At 69.6% G+C, this 22,847-nt stretch carries 21 protein-coding genes and 1 pseudogene; 14 read left to right on the plus strand and 8 right to left on the minus strand.

Annotation, left to right across the window (positions count from 1 at the left end):
* Positions 1-71: 71 nt before the first annotated feature.
* On the minus strand, positions 72-1,778 hold the full coding sequence (locus ACFU3E_RS02140; RefSeq protein ID WP_384150658.1) for a glycerol-3-phosphate dehydrogenase/oxidase: 1,707 nt from the start codon (positions 1,776-1,778) through the stop codon (positions 72-74).
* 269 nt (positions 1,779-2,047) lie between these two features.
* Between ACFU3E_RS02140 and ACFU3E_RS02145 the strand changes: the two genes are divergently transcribed.
* On the plus strand, positions 2,048-3,256 hold the full coding sequence (locus ACFU3E_RS02145; RefSeq protein ID WP_384150661.1) for a nucleotide sugar dehydrogenase: 1,209 nt from the start codon (positions 2,048-2,050) through the stop codon (positions 3,254-3,256).
* A 76-nt stretch (positions 3,257-3,332) separates the two neighbouring features.
* On the opposite strand, the gene ACFU3E_RS02150 is transcribed toward ACFU3E_RS02145, so the two are convergent.
* From ACFU3E_RS02150 to ACFU3E_RS02165, 4 genes are all read right to left on the minus strand, one after another.
* Positions 3,333-4,457: a GuaB3 family IMP dehydrogenase-related protein gene (locus tag ACFU3E_RS02150; RefSeq protein ID WP_248505688.1), complete on the minus strand. Its 1,125-nt coding sequence runs from the start codon at positions 4,455-4,457 to the stop codon at positions 3,333-3,335.
* A 105-nt stretch (positions 4,458-4,562) separates the two neighbouring features.
* A complete protein-coding gene (gene guaB / locus ACFU3E_RS02155; RefSeq protein WP_384150664.1) occupies positions 4,563-6,068 on the minus strand; it encodes an IMP dehydrogenase in 1,506 nt (501 codons plus the stop codon).
* Positions 6,069-6,221: 153 nt separating this feature from the next.
* On the minus strand, positions 6,222-6,809 hold the full coding sequence (locus ACFU3E_RS02160) for a sigma-70 family RNA polymerase sigma factor (protein ID WP_030854669.1): 588 nt from the start codon (positions 6,807-6,809) through the stop codon (positions 6,222-6,224).
* Positions 6,810-7,470: 661 nt separating this feature from the next.
* The gene (locus ACFU3E_RS02165) at positions 7,471-8,082 is read right to left on the minus strand and encodes a response regulator transcription factor (protein ID WP_003948568.1); all 612 of its coding nucleotides are present in this window, start codon (positions 8,080-8,082) and stop codon (positions 7,471-7,473) included.
* Positions 8,083-8,462: 380 nt separating this feature from the next.
* On the opposite strand from ACFU3E_RS02165, the gene ACFU3E_RS02170 reads away from it, so the two are divergent.
* Positions 8,463-8,792, plus strand: a complete 330-nt coding sequence (locus ACFU3E_RS02170) for a WhiB family transcriptional regulator (protein WP_104777852.1) — start codon at positions 8,463-8,465, stop codon at positions 8,790-8,792.
* A 65-nt stretch (positions 8,793-8,857) separates the two neighbouring features.
* Here ACFU3E_RS02170 and ACFU3E_RS02175 read toward each other — a convergent pair whose 3' ends face one another.
* Complete coding sequence (locus ACFU3E_RS02175) at positions 8,858-9,754, minus strand: LysR family transcriptional regulator (protein WP_384150668.1); 897 nt, start codon at positions 9,752-9,754, stop codon at positions 8,858-8,860.
* 80 nt (positions 9,755-9,834) lie between these two features.
* Between ACFU3E_RS02175 and ACFU3E_RS02180 the strand changes: the two genes are divergently transcribed.
* The 12 genes and pseudogenes from ACFU3E_RS02180 to ACFU3E_RS02235 all read left to right on the plus strand — a co-directional run bounded on the left by ACFU3E_RS02180 (position 9,835) and on the right by ACFU3E_RS02235 (position 22,286).
* Positions 9,835-10,503, plus strand: coding sequence for an MOSC domain-containing protein (locus tag ACFU3E_RS02180; protein WP_384150671.1), 669 nt, complete (start codon positions 9,835-9,837; stop codon positions 10,501-10,503).
* A gap of 94 nt (positions 10,504-10,597) precedes the next feature.
* Positions 10,598-11,371 (plus strand): SDR family NAD(P)-dependent oxidoreductase, encoded by a 774-nt coding sequence (locus tag ACFU3E_RS02185; RefSeq protein WP_384150674.1) that lies wholly within the window; start codon positions 10,598-10,600, stop codon positions 11,369-11,371.
* A gap of 107 nt (positions 11,372-11,478) precedes the next feature.
* Positions 11,479-12,186, plus strand: a complete 708-nt coding sequence (locus ACFU3E_RS02190) for an ester cyclase (protein WP_384150677.1) — start codon at positions 11,479-11,481, stop codon at positions 12,184-12,186.
* A 416-nt stretch (positions 12,187-12,602) separates the two neighbouring features.
* Positions 12,603-13,202, plus strand: a pseudogene (locus ACFU3E_RS02195) (DUF7008 domain-containing protein); the annotation flags it as partial.
* Positions 13,188-15,752 (plus strand): RHS repeat-associated core domain-containing protein, encoded by a 2,565-nt coding sequence (locus ACFU3E_RS02200; protein ID WP_384151584.1) that lies wholly within the window; start codon positions 13,188-13,190, stop codon positions 15,750-15,752. The pseudogene ACFU3E_RS02195 and the gene ACFU3E_RS02200, both read left to right, overlap by 15 nt.
* A 98-nt stretch (positions 15,753-15,850) precedes the next feature.
* Positions 15,851-16,048: a hypothetical protein gene (locus ACFU3E_RS02205; RefSeq protein WP_384150680.1), complete on the plus strand. Its 198-nt coding sequence runs from the start codon at positions 15,851-15,853 to the stop codon at positions 16,046-16,048.
* 185 nt (positions 16,049-16,233) lie between these two features.
* Positions 16,234-16,533, plus strand: a complete 300-nt coding sequence (locus ACFU3E_RS02210; protein WP_384150683.1) for a hypothetical protein — start codon at positions 16,234-16,236, stop codon at positions 16,531-16,533.
* Positions 16,534-16,658: 125 nt separating this feature from the next.
* Positions 16,659-18,515, plus strand: a complete 1,857-nt coding sequence (locus tag ACFU3E_RS02215; protein WP_384150686.1) for a hypothetical protein — start codon at positions 16,659-16,661, stop codon at positions 18,513-18,515.
* A 373-nt stretch (positions 18,516-18,888) separates the two neighbouring features.
* Positions 18,889-19,827, plus strand: coding sequence for a hypothetical protein (locus tag ACFU3E_RS02220; protein WP_384150689.1), 939 nt, complete (start codon positions 18,889-18,891; stop codon positions 19,825-19,827).
* A gap of 136 nt (positions 19,828-19,963) precedes the next feature.
* Positions 19,964-20,854, plus strand: coding sequence for a hypothetical protein (locus tag ACFU3E_RS02225; RefSeq protein WP_384150692.1), 891 nt, complete (start codon positions 19,964-19,966; stop codon positions 20,852-20,854).
* 209 nt (positions 20,855-21,063) lie between these two features.
* Complete coding sequence (locus ACFU3E_RS02230) at positions 21,064-21,705, plus strand: hypothetical protein (RefSeq protein ID WP_384150695.1); 642 nt, start codon at positions 21,064-21,066, stop codon at positions 21,703-21,705.
* A gap of 110 nt (positions 21,706-21,815) precedes the next feature.
* Complete coding sequence (locus tag ACFU3E_RS02235) at positions 21,816-22,286, plus strand: ATP-binding protein (protein WP_384150698.1); 471 nt, start codon at positions 21,816-21,818, stop codon at positions 22,284-22,286.
* A gap of 22 nt (positions 22,287-22,308) precedes the next feature.
* On the opposite strand, the gene ACFU3E_RS02240 is transcribed toward ACFU3E_RS02235, so the two are convergent.
* Both ACFU3E_RS02240 and ACFU3E_RS02245 read right to left on the minus strand, forming a co-directional pair.
* Positions 22,309-22,566, minus strand: a complete 258-nt coding sequence (locus tag ACFU3E_RS02240) for a Txe/YoeB family addiction module toxin (RefSeq protein ID WP_221756440.1) — start codon at positions 22,564-22,566, stop codon at positions 22,309-22,311.
* Positions 22,563-22,841 carry a type II toxin-antitoxin system Phd/YefM family antitoxin gene (locus tag ACFU3E_RS02245; protein WP_037939490.1) on the minus strand — a complete coding sequence of 93 codons (279 nt, stop codon included), beginning with the start codon at positions 22,839-22,841 and terminating at the stop codon, positions 22,563-22,565. The genes ACFU3E_RS02240 and ACFU3E_RS02245 overlap by 4 nt, the downstream gene beginning before the upstream one ends.
* Positions 22,842-22,847: the final 6 nt, after the last annotated feature.

Here is a 22,847-nt window from a genome sequence, read left to right on the forward strand (position 1 = left end):
CGGGCCAGACCCAGGATCAGGCCAGGCCCAGACCCAGGAGTGGGACCCAAGCCCGGCCCGGGACACGGCGTCTACAACGGCACGATGTCCGGCGCCCCCAGCCGCGCCGCGTCCGCCGTCAGGTCGTCCGGCTGCCGCTGCGACTCCCGCTCGGCCTCCACCCGCTTCTGGTAGTGCTCGACCTCGCGCTCGATCTGGTCCTTGTCCCAGCCGAGCACGGGCGCCATCAACTCGGCGGCATCGCGCGCGCTGCGGGCACCCCGGTCGAAGGTCTCGATCGAGATGCGCGTGCGCCGGGTCAGCACGTCGTCCAGATGCCGGGCCCCCTCGTGGGAGGCCGCGTACACGATCTCGGCGCGCAGATAGTCGTCGGCCGCCACCAGGGGCTCGCCCAGCGACGGGTCCGCGGCGATGAGCTCCAGAAGCTCCTCGGTCATCGCCCCGTAGCGGTTCAGCAGGTGCTCGACCCGCACCACATGGAGTCCGGTCCGGGCGGCGATCCGCGCCCGCGCGTTCCACAGCGCCCGGTAGCCCTCGGCTCCCAGCAGCGGCACGTCCTCGGTGACGCACTCGGCGACACGCATGTCGAGCCCGTGTACCGCCGCGTCCACCGCGTCCTTGGCCATGACCCGGTACGTCGTGTACTTGCCGCCCGCCACGACGACCAGCCCGGGCACCGGATGCGCCACGGTGTGCTCGCGCGACAGCTTGCTGGTCGCGTCGGACTCACCCGCGAGCAGCGGTCGCAGGCCCGCGTACACGCCCTGCACGTCGTCCCTCGTGAGCGGCACCGAGAGCACCGAGTTCACGTGTTCCAGCAGGTAGTCGATGTCCGCGCTGGACGCGGCCGGGTGGGCCTTGTCGAGGTCCCACTCGGTGTCCGTGGTGCCGACGATCCAGTGCCGGCCCCAGGGGATGACGAACAGCACCGACTTCTCGGTGCGCAGGATCAGCCCGGTCGTGGAGTGGATCCGGTCACGCGGCACGACCAGGTGGATGCCCTTGGACGCCCGGACGTGGAACTGGCCGCGTTCCCCGACCATCGCCTGGGTGTCGTCCGTCCACACGCCGGTCGCGTTGACGACCTGCTTGGCGCGGATCTCGTACTCGCCGCCCGCCTCGACGTCCTGCACCCGCGCGCCGACGACCCGCTCGCCCTCGCGCAGGAAGCCCGTCACCCGCGCACGGTTGGCGGCCTTCGCGCCGTATGCCACCGCCGTGCGCACCAGGTTCGTCACGTACCGGGCGTCGTCCATCTGCGCGTCGTAGTACTGCAACGCCCCGACCAGGGCGTCCTTCCTCAAGCAGGGGGCCACGCGCAGGGCGTGAGAGCGCGTCAGATGGCGGTGCATCGGCAGGCCCCGGCCGTGGCCGCGGGCCATGGACATGGCGTCGTACATGGCGACGCCCGAACCCGCGTACAGCCGCTCCCAGCCCTTGTGCTGCAACGGGTACAGGAACGGCACGGGCTTCACCAGATGCGGGGCGAGCCGCTCCAGCAGCAGGCCGCGCTCCTTCAGGGCCTCGCGGACGAGCGCGAAGTCGAGCATCTCCAGATAGCGCAGGCCGCCGTGGATGAGCTTGCTGGACCGGCTCGAGGTGCCGGAGGCCCAGTCCCGCGCCTCGACCAGGCCCGTGGACAGGCCTCGAGTCACGGCGTCGAGCGCGGTGCCCGCACCGACCACGCCCGCACCCACGACCAGCACGTCCAGCTCGCGCTCAGCCATGGATGCAAGTGACTCGGCGCGCTGCGCCGGTCCGAGTGTCGCTGTCCTCACCGCTGCCTCCCGCTCATCGGTCGCGCCGGCCGCACCCGTCGGGTGGGGCCCCGTCCGTATCCCCCTGCCCAGATTCTGACCGGGTTGCCCGACTTCAGCCACCACGGGCCCGCAGCCTGTGGACAACGCTCACGGAACACTCACCGAAACTCGGCCGGGCAATCCCGCATATCGGTCATATTTACTCCTAGTCTGACATTGCGCTCGCCCGTCCTGTCCACAGGGCTTGCGCGCCTGTCCCACTTCGGCTATCGGGAAGGACGGCCGCCATGCCCGCAGATCTCGCCGTCATCGGACTCGGACCGTACGGCCTGCCCCTGGCCCAGGCCGCCGTCGCCGCCGGCATCCCCACCATCGGCTACCGGACCGGACCCGAGGCGGGCTCGCTCAGCCCCGCGGAACTGCGCCGGATGCTCTCGGGGGGCTTCCGGCCGACCACCGACCCGGCCGAGCTCGGCCGGGTGCGCACCGCGGTCATCTGCGCGCCGACCCCACCAGGAGCGGACTGCGCGCTCGACCTGAGCCAGCTGCAGGCAGCCGCCCGCACCCTGGCCGCCCACCTGCGCCCCCACACCACAGTGATCCTCGAGTCACCTGTGTACCCGGGGACGACTGAGGAGTTCCTGCGCCCGCTCCTCGAAGAGGGCTCCGGTCTGCGCGCGGGCCGCGACTTCCACCTCGCGTACTCCCCCAGCCGCGTCGACCCCGGCAACCGCGACGTCACGCCCGCCACCACCCCCAAGGTCATCGGCGGCCTCACCCCGGCCTGCACCGAATCGGCCGCCGCGTTCTACGCCCGGCTGACCGACAAGGTGGTACGCGCGCGTGGACCCCGCGAGGCGGAGACCGTGCAGTTGCTGGAGACCAACTACCGGCACGTGAACATCGCCCTCGTCAACGAGATGGCCGTCCTCTGCAACGACCTGGGTGTCGACCTCTGGGACGTCATCCGCTGTGCGGAGACCAAGCCGTTCGGCTTCCAGGCCTTCCGCCCGGGGCCCGGTGTAGGCGGCCACTCCGTCCCCCAGGACATGACCACCGGCGGCGGCCGCGGGCTGCGCATGGTGGAACTGGCCCAGGAGGTCAACAGCCGCATGCCGGGCTACGTCGTCCAGCGCGCCGCCACGCTCCTCAACGAACACGGCAAGTCGGCCCGGGGCGCCCGCGTGCTCCTCCTCGGCGTCACCTACAAGCCCGACCTCGCCGACCTGCAGGGCACCCCCGCCCAGGAGATCGCCCTGCGCCTGATGGAACTGGGCGCCTCGGTCAGCTATCACGACCCCCACGTCCCCGCCTGGAGCGTCCTCGACCGCCCCATCCCCCGCGCCGACTCCCTCTACGAGGCAGCCGCCGACGCGGACCTGACCATCCTGCTCCAGCAGCACCGCACGTACGACCTCCAGGGTCTGTCGGTGAAGGCACAGCTGCTGCTGGACACGCGGGGAGCGGCGCCCACGGGGGCGGCGCACCGGTTGTGAGGGACCAGGCGCCTCCCGGCATGCGGAAGGGCCGGTCACCCCACCCGGGGTGACCGGCCCTTTCCAGGCCTGCCGGCTACCGCCGGTGCTGCGAGTCCGCCACCGTCACCTCGACGCGCTGGAACTCCTTGAGCTCGCTGTAGCCGGTCGTGGACATGGCGCGGCGCAGCGCACCGAAGAGGTTCATCGAGCCGTCCGGCGTGTGGGACGGGCCCGTGAGGATCTCCTCGAGGGTGCCGACCGTGCCGAGGGCGACCTTCTTGCCGCGCGGCAGTTCCTCGTTCACGGCCTCCATGCCCCAGTGGTGGCCCTGGCCCGGGCCGTCCGTCGCGCGGGCCAGCGGGGAGCCCATCATGACCGCGTCCGCGCCGCAGGCGATCGCCTTGGGCAGGTCGCCGGACCAGCCGACACCGCCGTCCGCGATCACGTGCACGTACCGGCCGCCCGACTCGTCCATGTAGTCACGGCGCGCGGCGGCCACGTCGGCGACGGCCGTCGCCATGGGGACCTGGATGCCGAGCACGTTGCGCGTGGTGTGGGCCGCGCCGCCGCCGAAGCCGACCAGCACACCGGCCGCGCCGGTACGCATCAGGTGCAGGGCCGCCGTGTACGTGGCGCAGCCGCCGACGATCACCGGGACGTCCAGCTCGTAGATGAACTGCTTCAGGTTCAGCGGCTCGTGCGCGCCGGAGACGTGCTCCGCCGAGACCGTCGTACCGCGGATGACGAAGATGTCCACGCCCGCGTCCACGACGGCCTTGGAGAACTGGGCGGTGCGCTGCGGGGAGAGCGCGGCGGCGGTGACGACGCCGGAGTCGCGCACCTCCTTGATGCGCTGCCCGATCAGCTCCTCCTTGATGGGAGCCGCGTAGATCTCCTGCAGACGGCGGGTCGCGGTCTCCGAGTCCAGCCCGGCGATCTCGTCGAGCAGCGGCTGCGGGTCCTCGTAGCGCGTCCACAAGCCCTCGAGGTTCAGCACGCCGAGGCCGCCGAGCTCGCCGATGCGGATCGCGGTGGCCGGGGAGACGACCGAGTCCATGGGGGCGGCCAGGAAGGGCAGCTCGAAGCGGTAGGCGTCGATCTGCCAGGCGATCGAGACCTCCTTCGGGTCCCGCGTACGGCGGCTGGGGACGACGGCGATGTCGTCGAAGGCGTACGCCCGGCGGCCGCGCTTGCCGCGCCCGATCTCGATCTCAGTCACGTCTGTGGCCTTTCCCTGATGCGTTGCAGCGTCTTCCAGTATCGCCGACGGGCACGACGAGGGCGGCCCCGGATGCTCCGGAGCCGCCCTCGGAAGGCCTGGCCGCTACTTGTTGCGGCTGTAGTTCGGCGCCTCGACCGTCATCTGGATGTCGTGCGGGTGGCTCTCCTTGAGTCCCGCGGAGGTGATCCGGACGAAGCGGCCCTTGGTCTCCATCTCGTCGATGGAGGCGGCTCCCACGTAGCCCATCGTCTGGCGCAGGCCGCCGACGAGCTGGTGCAGCACGTTGGCCAGCGGGCCGCGGTAGGGCACCTGGCCCTCGATGCCCTCGGGCACGAGCTTGTCGTCGGAGCCGACCTCGCCCTGGAAGTAGCGGTCCTTGGAGTACGACTTGGCCTGGCCGCGGGACTGCATCGCACCGAGCGAGCCCATGCCGCGGTACGACTTGAACTGCTTGCCGTTGATGAACTGCAGCTCGCCCGGGGACTCCTCACAACCGGCGAGGAGGCTGCCCAGCATCACCGTGTCGGCACCGGCGGCCAGGGCCTTGCCGATGTCGCCGGAGTACTGCAGGCCGCCGTCGCCGATCAGCGGGATACCCGCCGGACGGGCCGCGAGGGACGCCTCGTAGATGGCCGTGACCTGCGGGACACCGATACCGGCGACCACGCGGGTGGTGCAGATCGAGCCGGGGCCCACACCCACCTTGATGCCGTCGACACCGGCGTCGATCAGCGCCTGGGCGCCGTCACGGGTGGCGACGTTGCCGCCGATCACGTCGACGTCCACGCTCGACTTGATCTTCGCCATCCAGCTGAGCGCGTTGCTGTTGTGGCCGTGCGAGGTGTCGACGACCAGGAAGTCCACACCGGCGCCGGCGAGCGCCTGGGCGCGTTCCAGGGCCTCGGGGCTGGCGCCCACGGCCGCACCGACGAGCAGCCGGCCCTCGGCGTCCTTCGCCGCGTTGGGGTACTGCTCGGCCTTGACGAAGTCCTTGACCGTGATGAGGCCCTTGAGGACACCCGCGTCGTCGACCAGCGGAAGCTTCTCGATCTTGTGGCGGCGCAGCAGCTCCATGGCGTCGGCGCCGGAGATGCCGACCTTGCCGGTGACCAGCGGCATCGGCGTCATGACCTCGCGCACCTGACGCGTGCGGTCGGTCTCGAAGGCCATGTCGCGGTTGGTGACGATGCCGAGCAGCTTCTTGTTGCCGTCGGTCACGGGGACGCCGCTGATGCGGAACTTGGCGCACAGGGCGTCGGCCTCGCCCAGCGTCGCGTCGGGGTGCACCGTGATCGGGTCGGTGACCATGCCGGACTCGGAGCGCTTCACCAGGTCGACCTGGTTGACCTGGTCCTCGACGGAGAGGTTGCGGTGCAGCACGCCGACGCCGCCCTGGCGGGCCATCGCGATCGCCATGCGGGACTCGGTCACCTTGTCCATCGCCGCGGAGAGCAGCGGGATGTTGACCCGGACGTTGCGGGAGATGCGGGACGAGGTGTCGACCGCGTTGGGGAGCACCTCGGATGCACCCGGCAGCAGCAGCACGTCGTCGTAGGTCAGCCCGAGTGTCGCGAATTTACCGGGCACTCCGTCGACGTTTGCAGTCATGACACCTTCCCCAAATGGCCTTGATCGGTGCGGATGTCCATGCTAACGGGAAGCGTGGCTGTCTCATTCCACGGTTCCGCCTGGCTCCGGGCCTCGTATGTTCGTACGGAAGCGGCACACCGCCTGTTCAACTGAGCGGTTCCTCAGGCAGGGCTACTGCTCGGCCAGCGCCCGCAGCCGGCTCAGCGCCCTGTGCTGCGCCACCCGGACCGCGCCGGGTGACATTCCCAACATCTGGCCGGTCTCCTCGGCCGTGAGCCCCACCGCGATCCGCAGCAGCAGCAGCTCCCGCTGGTTCTCGGGGAGGTTGGCAAGGAGTTTCTTGGCCCATTCCGCGTCGCTGCTGAGCAGGGCGCGCTCCTCCGGGCCCAGGGAGTCGTCCGGGCGCTCGGGCATCTCGTCGGAGGGGACGGCCGTGGAGCCGGGGTGCCGCATCGCCGCGCGCTGCAGGTCGGCGACCTTGTGCGCGGCGATGGCGAAGACGAACGCTTCGAAAGGGCGCCCGGTGTCCCGATAGCGGGGCAGCGCGAGAAGAACCGCCACGCAGACCTCCTGCGCGAGGTCCTCCACGAAGTGCCGTGCGTCGCCCGGGAGACGGGACAGACGGGTGCGGCAGTAGCGCAGGGCCAAGGGGTGGACATGGGCGAGCAGGTCGTGCGTCGCCTGCTCGTCCCCGTCGACGGCGCGGTGGACGAGCGCACCGATCGCGCCCTGGGCAGGGGCCGCCTCGTCGTCGCGCATCGGTCCATGGTGCCTTGCGGCCGCCGGGTCCGCGGCACCGCGCCCGTTGTTGTGCACCGAAGCGTTATGAGCAGGTGCGCCGGCACTCATCCCCTGCGCCCTCCCCTTCCGCTCGACCGACTCGTCCCCGAGGAACTCCACACCCTCAAGGATGCGGCATCCGCGGCGAAACGAGCAGCGGGCACCCTGCGGGCCCCCGGTCCACCCGCGTCCACCTGGCGTTCCGTGCTCTCGCCACCACAGCTGGGCCCTGCCGTTCGGATCATCCCGGGGACGCAGGTGCTCGCCTGCGCCTTCCCGGGCTCCCGGCCTCGCCCGGGCAGGGGCGGCTCCCCTGGGATGCTCGCGCCGGGCGCCGGCTCCGGTCCACGCGGGTGCGGCTCGCGCGGGGACGTCCGCATGCCCCCGCCCTCCGGCCGGGGCCGGAGGGCGGGCGACGAAGCCGACCCGATCCGAAGGACGGGCGTGATCCGAACGACGGGCCCTAGGGGGTGTCCGCAAAGTCGCGTCGTCCGCCGTGAGGGCGGGCCCTGCGGCGTCCCGTGCATGCTCTCGGCGTACCGGGTGGATGCCCGCGTACTGGTCGTACTCGGGTGTCCGTCCGGTGCGGCGAGAGGGTGTGCCGGACGTCGCGGGGCGGGCGGGGCTTTGCGGACACTCCCTAGCGCACCAGACCCCACCGGAAGCCGAGCGCCACCGCGTGGGCCCGGTCCGAGGCGCCGAGCTTCTTGAACAGGCGCCGCGCGTGCGTCTTGACGGTGTCCTCGGAGAGGAACAGCTCGCGGCCGATCTCCGCGTTCGAGCGGCCGTGGCTCATGCCTTCGAGGACCTGGATCTCACGCGCCGTGAGCGTGGGAGCGGCGCCCATCTCGGCCGAGCGCAGCCGTCGCGGGGCGAGCCGCCAGGTCGGGTCGGCCAGGGCCTGGGTCACCGTCGCGCGCAGTTCCGCGCGGGAGGCGTCCTTGTGCAGATAGCCGCGGGCACCGGCGGCGACCGCGAGGGCCACGCCGTCCAGGTCCTCGGCGACGGTGAGCATGATGATGCGCGCACCGGGGTCGGCGGACAGCAGCCGCCGGACCGTCTCGACGCCGCCCAGTCCGGGCATGCGTACGTCCATCAGAATCAGGTCCGAGCGGTCGGCCCCCCAGCGGCGGAGGACTTCCTCGCCGTTGGCCGCCGTCGTCACGCGCTCTACGCCGGGCACGGTCGCGACCGCACGACGGAGCGCCTCTCGGGCAAGCGGGGAGTCGTCGCAGACGAGGACGGATGTCATGACCGCCCTCCGCAGCTGATGCGCGTCACCTTGAGCCTCCAGGCTGGTACGAAATCGTCACCTGTGCGGTCGACCGTCTCGGACGCCCGCCCGAGCGCTTGTTCCTTCAACCGCCTCGCACTCTCAACGACGGTCACTCGAAAGAGTTACGGGGGCGGCTGCCATCTTCGGCACTCTACGTGAGGGGGCGGACACGGTGCAGACATGCACAACAGACCCTCGAACTTTCATCACAACCTATGCCCCATTCAGACCCATTTCTTCCTCTTTGCCAGTGTCTGGAGCTAGATTCGCAATGAGTCATATTTTCATCTCCTTAGATCGTAGTTGTACGGTCGTAGACACCGGATCCGCCCAGAACGGCTACAAGGGGTCACGTAATGGCAGATTTCTCCCGCCTTCCCGGACCGAACGCGGACCTGTGGGACTGGCAGCTGCTGGCTGCCTGTCGCGGGGTGGACAGCTCGCTCTTCTTCCATCCGGAGGGTGAGCGCGGTGCGGCGAGGAGCGCTCGCGAGAACTCGGCCAAAGAGGTCTGCATGAGGTGCCCGGTACGCGCCGAGTGCGCCGCCCACGCCCTGGCGGTACGCGAGCCGTACGGCGTGTGGGGCGGGCTGACCGAGGACGAGCGCGAAGAGCTGATGGGGCGCGCGCGCAACCGGCTGGTGTCGGCGTCGGCATCGGGCGGGCACACCGCCTCGAACACCTGAAGGAACGTTTCTGCGAACGGGCACGCGCACGCGTGCCGTTGCTTTTTCGACGCGGGTGGGCCTCGCTAGCGGCGGGCGGCCCGGGCCAGCTGGCCGAGCGTCGCCGCCACGGCCGGGACCTGCGCGAGGTCGGGCAGGGTGAGCGCGACGATCTCCCGCCGCACCGCCGGCTCGAGCCGCACGGTGCGCACTCCCCGGGGCCGCACCGACTCGACGGCCAGCTGGGGCAGCACGGCCACGCCCAGTCCGGCGCCGACCAGACCGACGACGGCCGGATAGTCGTCGGTGGCGAAGTCGATGCGCGGCGTGAAGCCGGCCGCCGCGCACACCTCGACCAGCTGTCCGCGGCAGCGCGGGCAGCCCGCGATCCACGGCTCCTCGGTGAGCTCGCCGATCGCGACGGACTCCGCGCCCGCGAGCCGGTGCCGCTCCGGCACGAGCGCGACGAGCCGGTCCGACAGCAGCGGCCGTACGACGAGGTCGTCCCACTCCTCCGCACCCGCCGCCCCCTCGTAGCGGAAGGCGAGCGCCACGTCGCAGTCGCCCTCGCGCAGCAGGCCGACGGAAGCGGGCGGCTCGGCCTCCTCCAGGGAGACACGGGTGCCGGGGTGCGCCTCGCGCAGCGCGGCGAGGGCCGCGGGGACGAGGGTGGAGCTGCCGCTGGGGAAGGAGACGAGCCGGACCCGGCCCGCGCGCAGCCCGGCGATGGCGGCGACCTCCTCCTCCGCGGCGGTGAGCCCGGCGAGGATCCCGGCGGCGTGCCGTACCAGGGCCTCGCCGGCCTGGGTCAGGCGCATCTCCCGTCCGGTGCGGATCAGCAGGGGCGTGCCGACGGAGGTCTCCAGGGCCTTCATCTGCTGACTGACGGCGGGCTGGGTGCAGCCCAGCTCGCGGCCCGCGGCGGAGAAGGAACCGGTGGTCGCGACGGCGCGCAGGACGCGGAGATGACGAGCTTCGATCACCCTTCGAGGATAAGTGACCCTTTGACGCCGATCCCAATATTGCGTCGACGCTTTGGGGATCGCTCGCCTACCGTGCGGGCATGAGGCTTCTGTCAGTGAATCTGGGCCGTGCCGAGGCTGTGCCGTACACGGACAACCCGGAGGGCGTGACCGGGATCGACAAGCGGCCGGTGGACGGGCCGGTGCGGGTGTCCGCGCCCGGGCCGAAGGGCATCGGCGGGAGCGGCCTGGCCGGGGACGCGGTGTGCAAGCTGGAGCACCACGGCGGCAACGACCAGGCGGTGTACGCCATGGCCCGTGAGGACATGGACGAGTGGGAGCGCGAGCTGGGCCGGCCGCTGGCCGACGGGGCGTTCGGCGAGAACCTCACGACCCGCGGTCTGGACGTGTCCGGCGCCCTGATCGGCGAGCGCTGGCGCGTGGGGCCCGAGGTGGTGCTGGAGGTCACCTCCGGGCGGATCCCGTGCCGGACGTTCCAGGGCCATCTGGACGAGAAGGGCTGGGTGAAGCGGTTCACGCAGCGGGGCGCGCCGGGGGCGTATCTGCGGGTGATCGAGCCCGGCGAGATCCGCGCGGGCGACGCCGTCGAGATCGTGCACCGGCCCGGCCACGACGTGACCGTGGCCCTGCAGTTCCGGGCGGTGACGACCGAGCGGACACTGCTGCCGCGGCTGCTGGCGGCGGGCGAGGCGCTGCACCCGGAATTGCTGAGGACGGCACGGGAATACAAGGACAAGTACGGCGCCTGACTGCCGTTCACCACGCCTGTCTCCACCGACCCTTCACCACGGACGGCCCCACGGGGAAGCGGATGCACGCAGTCCAGGTCACTAACCTTCTGCCATGACAACGGCTCTGATTACGGGATCGACAGCAGGCATCGGAGCCGCGTTCGCGCGGCGACTGGCGGCCGACGGGCACAACCTGGTGCTGGTGGCCCGCGACACCACGCGGCTTCGGGAACAGGCGACCGAGCTGCACGACCGGCACGGCATCGAGGCGGAGGTGCTGACGGCCGACCTGGCCGAGGACAAGGGCATCGAGGCGGTGGCAGGACGTCTCGGCGACCGCAAGAACCCCGTCGACCTGCTGATCAACAACGCCGGGTTCGGCAACAAGGGCCGCTACCTCGACGTCTCCATGGACGACGAGCTGCGGATGCTGAAGGTGCACTGCGAGGCGGTGCTGCGGCTGACGTCGGCGGCGACCGGGGCCATGCGGGAACGCGGCCGCGGCGGCGTCGTGAACGTCGCGTCGGTGGCCGCCTTCGTGCCCCGGGGCACCTACGGCGCCTCCAAGGCCTGGGTCGTGCAGTTCACGCAGGGCGCGGCGCGCGACCTGGCGGGCAGCGGCGTACGGCTGATGGCGCTCTGCCCCGGGTTCGTGCGCACCGAGTTCCACGACCGGGCCGGGATGGGCACCGACAACATCCCGGGCTGGATGTGGCTCGACGCGGACAAGCTGGTGGCGGCGGCGCTGCACGATCTGGCACGTGGCAAGACACTGTCCATTCCGGACCCGCGGTACAAGGCGCTGATGGGGGCGGTGAAGCTGGTGCCACGGGGGATGCTCGGGGCGGTGTCGTCCAGGACGGGCCGGAAGTACGGGCCGCAGTAGGGGCACGCGGCCGGTCCGGCCGGCTGCTCCTGCCGGGAGGCACCCGGGCCTCCCGCTTGGGACAATGAAGCTGTCCGACCGGACCCAGGGGGGCCGGAGGCGAGGCCATGACCTTCGTACAGCTCATCGAATGCAGGACCAGTCGGCTCGACGAGATGAACCAGCTGATGGACCGGTGGGTCGAGCAGACCAAGGGGAAGCGGACCGCGACGCACAGTGTGGTGGCGAAGGACCGGGCCGACGCCTCGCACATCGTGGAGATCGTGGAGTTCCCGTCGTACGAGGAGGCGATGCGGAACTCCGGGCTGCCGGAGACCGACCGGATCTTCCGGGACATGGTGGCGCTCTGCGACGAGACGCCGACCTTCACGGACCTGGACGTGGTGCGGGACGAGCAGCTGTACGCGGCCACCGCGCGCAGGTTCTTCGAGCTCGCGCCCGGCCAGGGTGACGCGCCGCCCTTCAACGACGTGTTCATCGAGGACTACCACGACCACGATCCCGCCAATGTGCAGGACCTCATCGGGCTGGACGCGGTCCGGCGCGAGGTGGAGGTGTGGCGCGGCGGATTCGACTTCTCGTTCACGATCGATGACCAGATGGCACAGGGCGACCGGGTCTGCACCCGGTGGACCTTCCACGGCAGACACAAGGGCGACTTCCTCGGGATCCCGCCGACCGGGCAGGACGTCACCATGACCGGGACGACCGTCCACCGCTGCACGCCGGACGGGAAGATCGCCGAGGGCTGGTGGCAGTACGACCGGCTGGGGCTGATGCAGCAGCTCGGGGCGCTGGAGCCTACGGAGCTCTGACCCCTGCGGCGCTCCTCGGTCAGCCGATACGGCTGGCGATGGGCGCATACCAGGGACTCGGTGTGTGGTGTCCACTTCCAGGCCGTGGTGCACCCCTGTACAAAGTCGGCGCCGACCGGACGACCGCCTTGGTCTTGCGCATCTTGCCGACTTCCGCGATGCCCAGGGCGCACGCGGTCAGCCCGAAGCAGTGGCCACTCGCCCTGCTCACCCTCACCCTGTCCATTCTCTCCTGAGTGCCACACGGACCTGATGGTGTCGGTGTCGTACGCGTCACGCCCGGCGAGACGGTCACCGAGGCGCGGCCCCCAGCTCACGAGGGGGGCGCCTCCGCCAGCAGGGCGCTTCGCCCTGGTGCTGCTCTCCCCAGGGTTCTCGATGCCGCGCACCGCCCTCATTGACCGCTTACCGTCAACCAGCTTGCCGATGAGCTTCGGCATGACCAGCACGTGCAGGCCGTTGCCGCGCTCTACGCCGCCGATCACCTCGGCAAACGTGATGATGCCTCTCTCGCCACCGTGCTCGCCGCCGTCATCGAGGCCGAGCACGTGCCCTACCTCGCCGCCCTCCGCTACAAGGACTCCGGGCTGCGCAAGCGGGCGAAGTGGGAGCAGGTCTGGGAGCAGCAGCGGGAGGAGGACCGGACCGGGAAGCGGCTCGACATCAAGGTGCCGCCGAAGTACACCGGTGCGGACTTCCTCAAACACTCCTACTGGTCGAACCGCGGCAAGCTCGACGTGCCCAACGAGCGGTTCATCTCCTACCCCGGCGCCTCCCCAGAAGCCGACGGTTCCCTGCTGCTCGGCTGGGCCGGCTGGAACCACCGCGACCAGGCCGACGCCCTCGTCGGACTAATCCGCAGCCGCGTCGAGACCGGCGGCTGGACACGACGGCTACAAGACCACCTACGAGTACGACGACGACGGCAACCTGACCGCCCAGGTCACCCCGAAGGTGAGCGCACCACCTACGGCTACGACGGCGACGGGCTGCGCACCAGCATGGTCGATGCGCGCGGCAACATCACCGGCGCCGACCCGGCCCAGTACACCTGGACCTTCGGCTACGACAAGGCCGGCAACCCCACCACGGTCACCGACCCCCTCGGCAACCAACAGAGCGCCGGCTACGACCCCGCGGGCAATGTCACCTCAGTCACCGACGCCCGCGACAAGGCGACGCTGTACGACTACGACGAACTCAACCGCCCGGTGGAGATCACGGCGCCCGACGGCGGCATCACCAACCTTGGCTACAACACTGCTGGATACCTCACCACCCGCACCGACGCCAACACCCACACCACCACCTACGGCCGTGACGCCGAGGGCCGCCTCACCTCACTGACCAACCCGCTCGCCAAGACCGTCACCTACGGCTACGACCCGGACGGCAACCGCCACCAGGTCACCAACGCGCGCGGGCAGATCATCACGACCACCTTCGATCCGCGCGGCCTGCCCACCGCCGTCGCCTACTCCGACGGCACACCGGGCGTCGGCGTCACCTACGACGACGCCTCCCGCCCCACCGGCGTCACCGACGCCACCGGCACCCGCACGCTGACCTACAACAACGACGACCAGCTCGCGACGATCACCGCGCCGGGCGCGTCCAAGCCCTTCAAGTACCTGTACAACACCGACGGCACCCTCAGGTACCGCTACGACCCGCAGGGCGACTCGACCTACTACACCTACGACAAGAACAACCGGGTCAAGTCCCAGCGGTCCAACTACCAGACCGTCACATACACCTACGACGCGGCCGGCCACCTCACCGGCGCCGCCCTGCCCACCACCACCGCCCGCAGCGAGACCCGCACCTTCGACGCTGCCGGACGCCTCGCCACCGCCACCACACCCACGGGCACCCACACCTACAGCTACGACGCCAACGGCCGCGTCACCGCCGACCAGCAGGAGACGGGCTACCCGACCCGCTACGCCTACGACGACACCGGCCGCCTGACCCGCACCTGCACCGACACCTCCGACACCTCCTGCCTGACCGGCTCCAGCGGCACCACCCACAGCTACGACCAGGTCGGTAACATCACCGAGTCCGTCACCGACGGCACCACCACGACGTACGACTACGACGCCGCCGACCAGCTGAAGCAGGCCGTCACCGGCACGGCCACCACCGCCTACGGATACGACGCCGACGGCAACCAGACCACCGACGGCACCGACACCTACACCTACGACCCCGTCGGCCGGATCAAGACCGCCACCCTCGGCAGCGGCACCTACGGCTTCCTCTACGACGCCGATGGCAACCGCACCGTCACCACCACCAACGGCGCCACGGCCCGCACCACCTACTGGGACATCAACAACCCGCTGCCGCAGATCGCCGCCGAGACCAACGCCTCCGGCACCGTGCTCGGCCAGTACCAGCACGACCCGGCCGGCCTGCCCCAGTCCATGCAGGTCGACGGAAGCGACTACTTCCTCACCCACACCCGCCAGGGCTCCACCGACGGCGTCTACGACAGCACCGGCACCCCGACGCAGACCTACAGCTACACCCCCTGGGGTCAGACCACCGCCGCCGGCGACGGTCAGGCCAGCCCCTTCACTTACACCGGCCAGTACGCCGACCCGGTCCTGCCCGACCGCATGCTGCTGCGGGCCCGCTCCTACGACACCACCCAGCAACGCTTCACCAGCGTCGACCCCCTGCTGGCCGCGGCCGACAACCCCAACCAGTCCCCCTACAACTACGCCGACAACGACCCCACCAACCTCGCCGACCCCACCGGGCAATGCCCGATGTGCATCGGCGGAATCATCGGCGGCGTCATCGGCGGCACCGCCTACGCCTTCACCCATGAAGGCGACTGGAACTGGGGCGACTTCGCCGCCGCGACCGGACAAGGCGTGGTCGTCGGTGCCATCGGCGGCTTCCTCGCCCCCGCCGGCACCGCACTCGCCACCCAGCTCGGCCTCCAGGGCGGCCGCGCCCTCGCCGTCGCCACCGTCACCGACGCCGCCATCGGCACGGGCCTCACCTGGGCCATCAACACCGCCCAATGCCAGCCCACCACACCCACCGACCTCATCGTCGGAGCCCTCACCGGAGGCATCGGTAACTTCATCAAGCCAGCCTGGAGCGCCCTCAAGGGAATCCGCGTCTTCCCGCCCAGGGTCAAGGTCTATGCAGGCAATCCGCCCATCAGCCTCTTCCGGTCCCCTCTCAAGGGCAACCGTGCGACCGAAGCACGGGGGCTGAATGCGGGCAATCACCCGTCATATCAATCCTCAGACGGGCGCATACACGAGGGAACCGCCTATCTTGGTGAGAGTGACTTGGTGGCAGAGCGCTACGCCGCGCAGGGAATATATGAAGACGGCTACCATGAGTTCGTCATGAAGCCCGGCTTCTTGAAGGAATTTCACCCTGACCGATACCGTCGCACGCATGACAACAGGCCAGGGCAATTCCAGTGGATTATTCCTGCGTCGGAGATTCCGCGATTCAACGAGCAGATCGATGACGTGATCTGGTGGAATTATCAGCCGGGAATTGATGCGTGGACGGATGATGGAAGGTTGCGCTGATGGGTAACAGGCGGCAGGAATGGGAGTCGCGAGAACTTCGGCCGCGCGAGCTGGTTCGATGTATTGTCACTGGGCACCGCGGTAGGTTCGGAATTGATGTGGATATCATCTCTCCTGATATCCCGGAGTGCCAGGCGTTTATCGACCTCGTGCTGCTCGCGGAACCGGGAGAGCGGATCGATCCGGTGGATTTCCCTCCTGTGGGCAGCACGATCGAGGCCGTGACGGTCGACATCATGCCTGATGGTGAACTGCGCCTTGATGCTACGCCTTCCGCAGTCCGCAGTTGTAAATAGGATGGGCGGCGGTTTTAGGTGAAGCACTACTCGTCCTCCACGTGATCCACGTTGAGGAACCTTCACCCTGAGAGGGTGTCACGGCATGGAGTCGTGTCCGGGACCAAGGATGCACTGATGAAATCAAAAGCGAGTGTGAAGTGATGTCACAAAGAGTCAAGAGAGCCGCTGTAATTGCGCTCGCGGTGGCGGCGTTCGCCGCGTCTGCCCCTGCGTTCGCGTTCAATGCGTCGACCGACGGGGCGTATGCCTGGACGTCAAGTGGCGACCATTACGCGAATATCAAGGACACGGCGAAGAACGGTCACCCGGTCAAGGCCCAGTACTACCGCCTGTACAGCTCCGGAACGCTCCGAACTTTGTGGGAGAAAAGGGGCTATGGGCACAGCAATACCAGCGACTATGGGTCGTACGTGCTCAAGATAAAAGCGTGCGAGTACATCAACAGTTGGCCTGACGAGTGCAGCGCCTGGGACAATGACTGACGCTGGCGAACCAAATGGCGGATAGTCAACTCCGGGGCGGGAAAAAGTCTAGGAAGGGGAGGGTTTCATGGAATTGAAGAAGATTGCCTCCAGGGCTCTCCCGTTGGCCCCAGCCGAGTGAGGCCGTGCTGTCTCCGGCTCTGCTGAAGGCAGGCGAGCGGGAAGGCATTCGGACTCGATACGGCAAACTCTCCGGCACAATCGGCGTGGATGGGCTGGAGGCGCCGGAGGAACGCTTCGCCTACATCCGGCCCCGTGTGCAGCTGCTGGACAAGCAGGACATGCACCCGGTCGCGGCCTTCGGACTGCCGCGGGACGGCATTGCCTCGCTGGGCGAAAGCATGTCGATCCCCGGCATCTCGGTCTTCGCCGCAGGGCTGGCCGGGTTCACTCTGCTGCCCGCCGTCGCCCTTGCTGTGGCCGCGGTGCGCATTGGTTCGGCGGCCCGGGAGAAGCGGCTGGCACTTTTCGAAGCTCTGGGCGCTGGGGCGGGCTCGCGCATGGTGTTCACCGTGGGTGAGGTAGCGGTTCCCGCGTTGCTCGGTCTCGCCGCAGCGGCAGCCGTCATCAGTCCCGCCCTCGTCACCGACGTACCGTTTCCCTGGGTCGATTTCACCCTCAGCGTCCAGGACGCCCGACGTGCTGTGCCATGGCTGGCGGCTGCAGGCGTCGCTGCGTTCGCAGCGCTGGCGATGGCGGCCGTGCTGTTCCACCCCCACCGCCCGGCAGAGAGCTCCACGCGCCCGGTGTCCCGCTTCCAGCGCCAACGGGCCTGGCTGCCCTGGCTCTTCCCGTTCGCCATGCTCTTCGCGGTGCGCGGATCAGAACTCGCCGGCGACGACCTGCGCCTGCCCGTCTACGCACTGGGTGTCGCGGGGGTCCTGGCGACGCTTCCTTCGGTCATTGCCGCTCTGACCGGCTGGTCCGGTGGGTGGATCGCGCGCGCGGGCCACAGGCTGGGGCGCCCGGGAATGCTGGTGGCGGGACGCAGGATGGCCGCTCAGACCCGGGTCATCGCGCGCTTCGTCGCCGCCGTGATCGTCATGATCGGACTCGTGGCCCAGGCCCAGCTCTGGACCGGCTTGCTGGGCGAGAACGCGGCAAACGCCATGGCCACCCGGGATCGCATCGGCACCTCACTTCTGACCATCTCCCCCTACTCCGAAGACCGGGAGCAGATGCAGGAATTCACGGCGGCCCTTCCCGCCGACGTCCACCTGCTGCTTGCACAACAGACCGCGCCGAGCGGAAACAACGGTGAGACCCTCACGCTCACCGGTTCCTGCGCGGCTCTCAAGGCCGTCGAACTGCCTTGCTCCGGGGCCGAGGCCGCCACGGACGGGAAGCCTCGCGATGCGCGCATCACGGAAGTGCTCCGATGGACAGGGGGCGGGACAAACGGCCAAGTCATCGCGCAGCAAGGCCGGGTGGACGGCGCCAGGGCGACGGCCGACGAGTCACTGACCCTGCTCGCCGTATCCCGACCGGGAGACAACATGTCGGTGCCCATGCTGAAAGAGACGGCGCGCGCACACCTGGGAATGCGGGCAAGCGCGGAGCCCTTGGGAAACAGCTGGCTCATGGGCGCCACAGATCTTGCGGTGTCCGGTTCATGGGTCCGCTTGCTCGGGCTGATGGGTGCCTGTCTGACCGTACTGGCCATCGGCTTCACCGCGCTTGGCGAATTCCTGCGCTTCGGCCGGGAGGTGGCACCGCTGTCGGTACTCACCGGCGGCAACGGGATCTTCGGTTCCATCGTCAGCTGGTCCCTGCTGGCGCCCACCCTGGCGGCGGCGGCACTGGGAAGCGTTCTCTCCCTCTGGCTGACCGCCCCCATCACCGTCGGCGGCAGGCAACCCGTACCGGACAGTCTCTACGTCGTACTCGCGGTCGGCGCGAGCGCATGTGCGGTGTTGCTCTGCCTATGGGGCTGGCGATCCGCGACCCGAGCAGCCGCTTCCTGGCGGCCGGTCGGCGACTGAGTGAACAAGTCCCCGAGGTCGTAGACCTCCAGCTCGTGCCCGTTCCGGAGGAGGGCGCGGCACGAACCGTCCCCACGGCTCTCCCGTGCGAAGCTGTTGACCAGTGCGCCGCCACCCGGCAGCCTCACCGAGTCGCGCAGTCGTGCGGTGATCGACATGGACCGAAGGCAGCGGGCCCTACTGACAGGGCGATCGCCCTCACCCGAAAGGTTTCTTCACTCAACGCGTCCATTCACGCACGCAGCGTGCGGTAGCGTCGCCTCGACATCACGTCTTCCGCGTGCCACGCCGGGCACGGAACGAAGACGGCCCCCGCGACGGTTGCAGCCGTCCGCGAGGGCCTGAACCACCAGTGGAAGTAAGGGCTCCCACCGTGATTTACCGGCACCATATCGCGCCCCCACGCGCCTTCACGCAGTTCTCCCACGACCTCATCCGGCACCCCCGGCTGTCCTCCGACGCCGTGCGGCTGCTGACCTGGCAGCTCTCCCTCCCCGAGGGGGCGCGCGAGTCGTTGTCGCGCACCGCCGAGCGCGCCCGCATCGGGGCGTGCGCCTTCACGCGGGCCAAGCGGCAGCTCAAGGAGGAGGGCTTTGTGCACGAGCGGCGGGTCCAGGGGGCTGGCGGTCACTGGGTGACCCAACAGCTGGTGTCCAATGTGCCGTTGAGCGGGGACGAGGCCGCCAAGGTCCTCGCCCGGATGCCCGTGGGCACGTCGTCCACCTCCGTGTCACCGCAGGTCGCTCCGAGTCCCCGCATTCCGGCGGCCGGTGCTCCGACCCCTCGGCCCACCGACGGTCATCCAAGGAAAGACCCCGGGAAAGACACCTCCCACCGTCCCACCGAGCCGGAACGGAAGCCGGATCCGGACCCCGCCCCGGAGCCAGCCGAAATCCCCGAAGCCGCCCGCGCCCTCGTCACCGCCCTCCCCCACCTCTCCCCCGACCTCCGCCGCATCCCCCAGGGCATGCACGACGAACTGGCCCGGCTCATCTCCCGCTGGCTCACGGCCGGTCACACCCCCACCGCCATCCGCACGCACATCCTGCGCGGCCTCCCCGACGACGGCAGCCCCGTCCACCGCCCCGGCGGCCTCCTGCGCTACCTGCTCCGCGACGTGCCGCCCGCGTCCACCCCGACCGGCAGCGTTCCCACCTCCGAACAGCCCGCCTCCACACGCCCGTCCAGCCGCCTCGCCGCCCTCCGTGAATGCGAGGGCGACCACGTGCAGGCGACGCTCTTCCGGCCGACCGGCGACGAAACCCTCTGCAGACGCTGCCTCACCTCACCACCCACAGGTCAACGGGTCTGACGGAGCCGGGAACAGGCCCGGACGGCTACCGGAAGGTCGTCGCAGAATCTGCGGCCCGTCCCTGTCCGGTTGCTACGCGGAGTCACGTAGTTCAAGCCGCCCACACCACTTCCCCGGCTGCTGTAGGTTCCCGACCATGTCCGCGAGCAAAGAGATCGAGAACCCGGAGTCGCGCTTCTCCGCAGTGCTGGCCAGTGCCGCCAGGCTTCCGGGTGTGCGTATCCACAGGGAGGAATACCTCCGAAAGGCGCTGGCCCGATACTGCTCCGAGGACGAGATCCGGAGGGCGATCGAGGAGACCCCCGCAGCGGCAGGCATCTCTCTCGATGTTCTGGACAAAGCGGCCAACGACTCCATCAACTACGAAGCCGCCAAGGCCAGTGCCCTCTCCGCGGCTGCCGGGATACCCGGCTTCATCGCCCTTCCCGCCACTGTGCCCGCCGATACGGCCCAGTACTTCGGCCACATGCTGCGCATCGCGCAGAAGCTCGCCTATCTCTACAGCTGGCCCGATCTGTTCTCCGGCGACAGCGATGACATCGATGACGCGACCAAGGGAGTGCTCACGCTCTTCTTCGGTGTCATGTTCGGCACCCAGTCGGCGAACGTCGCCGTGGGGAAGGTCGCGGGCATGATGTCGAAGGAGGTCGCCAAGAAGCTGCCCCAGAAGGCACTCACCCAGGGCGTCATCTACCCCATCGTGAAGAAAGTCGCGGGCTACCTCGGCGTTCAGATGACGAAGCAGACCTTCGCGAAGTCCGTCTCCAAGGCCATCCCCGTCGTCGGGGCCGTCGTCTCCGGCGGACTCACTCTCGCCACCTACCTGCCCATGGCCAAGAGGCTGAAGAAGCACCTCTCCAGCCTGGAACTGACGAAGCCGGCGCACCGGGTCGTCGACGAGGAGATCGTGGACCGGGAGGTCGTAGACGGGGAAGTCGTGGAAGTGCACGAGTCCTCCGCCACGATCCCTGAGCAGCATGACGCGGACGACACCGCCGTCAAGTTGGAGAAACCGCACTCGTCCTAGCCCACCCGAAGAAGAACCACCGGCCCGGAGTGCCTGGCCGCGCATCCGCCTTTGTCAGTGCCGCCTGGCAGGATGCGCGCCATGGCATCGAGAGGCGACAGTGACGAGGCGTACGTGGTCGGCCTGTGCAACCGGGTCCTTGGTGAAGAGGCCCTGACCCAGCACAAGTTCGACTGGCTGCTGGGCGACCCGGGGGCCGGCAGGTCAGGTTGCCGGTCGACGCGTACTGGCCCGGTCACCAACTCGTGGTCGAGTACCGGGAGCGCCAGCACGACCAGCCGGTGCCGCACTTCGACAAGCCGGACCGGCTCACCGTGAGCGGTGTCCACCGGGGCGAGCAGCGGGCGTTGTACGACGCCCGTCGTGAGACCGCGATCCCCGCCCACGGGCTGCGGCTGGTCGTGGTCCGGTCCGCCGACCTCGACGCGGACGGACGCGGCAGACTGCGGCGCAGCGAGAAGGCCGACCTGGCGGCGCTGCGGAAGATCCTGGCCCGGGACAGCGACGAGGACCGGGTCACCGACGTCTTCCGGGCCTGGCTGCTCGGCGAAGGGTGGACACCGGTCGAGCCCACGGACCGCTGGACCGACCTCGAAGCGGTCCGCGGCGAGGAGCGGCTGATCTGCGAGGCCAAGGGCCACACAAGCGAGAAGGGCATCGACGCCGACATCGCCTACGGGCAGCTGCTGCGCCGCATGACGAGCCGGGAGGCCCGCACACGGTACGCACTCGTCGTACCGTCCTCGTCCGTGAAGGCCGTCGAGCGGGTTCCGGCACACGTCCGCGAGCTGCTGCGGATCGACGTGTACGAGGTCACGGACGACAACGGAGTGTGCCGACTGCCCGCGTGAGCGGCAAACGCCCCGACAAGCCCGACACCGTCGCCCGCCACCCCGACAGACAACCGCCGTGGGGGCGTCGTACCTGGTGAGCAGGGCTGCTGCCACGGGATCTTCGGGACATGACCACTTCCCCCAGCCAGGCGCGGCGGTCCGCGCTGCCGCTTCCGCTCGCCGACCAGACGGTGTTCTCGTTCCGCTTCACCGCCTCGCCCCGCGGCGCCCGGCTCGCCCGTCGGCTCGCTTCCTGCCAGATGGACGCCTGGGGCTGGCCGTACGGCACCCCGGCGCACGACTCCGCGGAGCTGATCGTGGCCGAGCTGGCCGCCAACGCCGTGACCCACGGGCGGGTGCCCGGCCGGGACGCCAAGCTGCGGCTCAGCCGGGAGGACGGCGGATTCGTACGCATCGAGGTGAGCGACGCGCGGGGGGAACGGCTGCCCGAGGCGCGGGACGCCGGGAGCGGTGAGGACGGCGGGCGGGGGCTCCTCCTCGTCACCGCCCTGGCCGAGAAGTGGGGAACGGCCCCACGTCCAGGCGCCCCCGGCAAGACCGTCTGGGCGGTGGTACCGGCCGTGCCGGTCCACGGGTGAGCCGGGGAAGGACCCGGTCCCGTCAGTAGTGGTAGCGGGCCTTGATGATCACGACTTCCTTTTCGGTGGCCCGGTAGACGAGGCGGTGCTCGTCGTCGATCCGGCGTGACCAGTAGCCCGACAGGTCGCCCTTCAACGGCTCCGGTTTGCCGATCCCCGTGAAAGGGTCCCGCTGGATCTCGGCGATCAGGCGGACGAGCTTGCGGAAGAGCTTCCTGTCGGCGGCCTGCCAGTACAGCAGGTCCTCCCAGCCGGTGGGACGGAACCGTACGTCCCTCACTCGCCATCCTCCGCCAGGGCCTCCAGCTCCGCCATGCTCCGGGTGATCACCGGGGTGTCGGCGGCCTTGTCCGCGGCGACGGCCGCCATGAGGTGGGCGGCATTGGCCGGCGAACGCAGCAGGTAGACGGTCTCCTGCCAGGAACGGAAGTCGTCGGCCGACATCAGTATGGCGTTGCCGCCCCTGGAGGTGATCTCCACGGGCTCATGGTCATCGTTGACCTGCTGGATCAGCGGGAAAAGCCGGGCCCGGGCCTCGCTGGCAGTGATGGACATGCCCCT

Source organism: Streptomyces sp. NPDC057424, assembly GCF_042803315.1.
GTDB lineage: Bacteria > Actinomycetota > Actinomycetes > Streptomycetales > Streptomycetaceae > Streptomyces.

Excerpts from the sequence above, each read along its gene's own strand:
- ACFU3E_RS02145 (WP_384150661.1), top strand. The coding sequence starts at position 2,048 with ATGCCCGCAGATCTCGCCGTCATCGGACTCGGACCGTACGGCCTGCCC.
- guaB (WP_384150664.1), bottom strand. The coding sequence starts at position 6,068 with ATGACTGCAAACGTCGACGGAGTGCCCGGTAAATTCGCGACACTCGGG.
- ACFU3E_RS02160 (WP_030854669.1), bottom strand. The coding sequence starts at position 6,809 with ATGCGCGACGACGAGGCGGCCCCTGCCCAGGGCGCGATCGGTGCGCTC.
- ACFU3E_RS02165 (WP_003948568.1), bottom strand. The coding sequence starts at position 8,082 with ATGACATCCGTCCTCGTCTGCGACGACTCCCCGCTTGCCCGAGAGGCG.
- ACFU3E_RS02170 (WP_104777852.1), top strand. The coding sequence starts at position 8,463 with ATGGCAGATTTCTCCCGCCTTCCCGGACCGAACGCGGACCTGTGGGAC.
- ACFU3E_RS02180 (WP_384150671.1), top strand. The coding sequence starts at position 9,835 with ATGAGGCTTCTGTCAGTGAATCTGGGCCGTGCCGAGGCTGTGCCGTAC.
- ACFU3E_RS02185 (WP_384150674.1), top strand. The coding sequence starts at position 10,598 with ATGACAACGGCTCTGATTACGGGATCGACAGCAGGCATCGGAGCCGCG.
- ACFU3E_RS02190 (WP_384150677.1), top strand. The coding sequence starts at position 11,479 with ATGACCTTCGTACAGCTCATCGAATGCAGGACCAGTCGGCTCGACGAG.
- ACFU3E_RS02200 (WP_384151584.1), top strand. The coding sequence starts at position 13,188 with ATGGTCGATGCGCGCGGCAACATCACCGGCGCCGACCCGGCCCAGTAC.
- ACFU3E_RS02225 (WP_384150692.1), top strand. The coding sequence starts at position 19,964 with ATGTCCGCGAGCAAAGAGATCGAGAACCCGGAGTCGCGCTTCTCCGCA.
- ACFU3E_RS02235 (WP_384150698.1), top strand. The coding sequence starts at position 21,816 with ATGACCACTTCCCCCAGCCAGGCGCGGCGGTCCGCGCTGCCGCTTCCG.
- ACFU3E_RS02245 (WP_037939490.1), bottom strand. The coding sequence starts at position 22,841 with ATGTCCATCACTGCCAGCGAGGCCCGGGCCCGGCTTTTCCCGCTGATC.